General features: G+C 70.2%; 2 protein-coding genes. One reads left to right on the top strand and one right to left on the bottom strand.

Features of this window, described 5'->3' with window-relative positions:
- The coding region (locus HUK84_RS17245; protein ID WP_218064440.1) for an electron transfer flavoprotein subunit alpha/FixB family protein at positions 1–465 on the top strand (465 nt) is incomplete at its 5' end.
- 75 nt (positions 466–540) lie between these two features.
- Here HUK84_RS17245 and HUK84_RS17240 read toward each other — a convergent pair.
- Positions 541–1,661: MATE family efflux transporter (locus tag HUK84_RS17240; RefSeq protein ID WP_176641357.1), on the bottom strand; the 1,121-nt coding region annotated here is incomplete at its 5' end.

Below are 1,661 nucleotides of genomic sequence, written 5' to 3'. Positions count from 1 at the left end.
GGCAGCGCCCCGGTCGAGGACGTGGCCGCGCCCGAGGGGCAGGCGGTGTCGGAATTCGTGTCGATCGCGCTGTCGAAATCGGAGCGGCCCGAGCTGGATTCGGCGCGGGTGGTGGTGTCCGGCGGACGCGGGCTGCAGAACGAGGAAAATTTCAAGCTTCTGAACCCGCTGGCCGACCGGCTGGGGGCGGCGATCGGCGCGTCGCGCGCGGCGGTGGATGCGGGGTTCGTGCCCAACGACTACCAGGTCGGGCAGACCGGCAAGATCGTGGCGCCAGAGCTGTATGTCGCCGTGGGCATCTCGGGCGCGATCCAGCATCTGGCCGGGATGAAGGACAGCAAGGTGATCGTGGCGATCAACAAGGACCCCGAGGCCCCGATCTTCCAGGTCGCGGATTACGGGCTGGTCGGCGATCTGTTCGAGGTGCTGCCGCAGTTCGAGGCCGAACTGGATAAGGCAGGCTGAAGCGGGACAGGCTGAAAGAAGGGCCGGCCGGCTGGCCGGCCCTGCAAGACGCCGCGGCCCCCCGGAAATGCGATTTCAGGCGCGCGCCGGGCGGTCGGCCGAGAGGTCGTCGGCGATCTGCTGTTCCTCGTCCAGTTCGTCCAGTTCGGCCAGAGCGCTCTTGGCGGTGCGGGCGGGCAGTTCGGCCGCCAGGCCGGGGGCGACGGGTCCGGGCTTGAGCCGCCCGATCACCCCGAAGGCGGTCAGCATCGCCCAGCTTCCGACCAGCACGCAGCCCAGCACCTGGCCGACCTGGACCCCGCTGGGGCCGAAGCGCATGCCCACCCAGACGAAGGGCACGGTGCCCAGCGTGGCCCGGCCCCAGTTGAACAGCGTGGAATAGAGCGGAAAGCCCAGGTTGTTGAACGCGGTATTGGCCACGAAGAGCATGCCGATGAACAGGTAGCCGCCGACCGTCCAGGTGCAGAACAGGCGGATCAGCGCCGCCTGGGTGCCGTGGGCCGCGAAGGCCGCGACCACCAGGTTCTGCGCCGGCAGCAGGATCAGCCAGGTGACGGCCACGCAGGCCGCCACCAGTTTCAGCGACGTGACCAGGGTTTCACGCACCCGGGCCAGGTGCCCCGCCCCGAGATTCTGCGACATGATCGGCCCGACCGACCCGGTCAGCGCGAAGACGAAGGCGAAGGTGACGGGGACGATCCGGTCGATCGTCGCCTGGCCCGCCACAGCGGCCAGGCCGAACGTGGCCATGGCATGGGTGACGAACAGCCCGCCGATCGGCGTGGCCAGGTTGGTCAGGATTGCCGGCATGGCCACCCCGCCGACCAGCCGCGCGTCATGCAGGATATAGCGCGCGCATGGCAGTGCCAGCAGGCCGTGGCGCCGGGCCGCCAGGAACCCCAGGCCGGCCACGACGGTACGCGACAGGATGGTGCTGATCGCCGCGCCCTCCAGCCCCAGATGCAGCGCGAAGATCAGCAGCGGGTCCAGCGCGGCCGCGGCGACGGCGCCGATCAGCGTGACGTTCATCGACCGCCTGGCATCACCCACCGCGCGCAGCAGGCTGGAACAGCCCATGCCGACCGCGATCAGCGACAGCGCCGGCGAGACGATGCGGATATAGTGCTCCGCCTGCTCGGCGGCGCGGCCGGTGGCGCCGAACAGATGCAGGATCGGGGCCGCCCACAGCGCGGTGG

This window comes from Nguyenibacter vanlangensis (assembly GCF_013376155.1).
GTDB lineage: Bacteria > Pseudomonadota > Alphaproteobacteria > Acetobacterales > Acetobacteraceae > Gluconacetobacter > Gluconacetobacter vanlangensis.
This window is presented reverse-complemented; position numbering and strand designations above follow the sequence as displayed.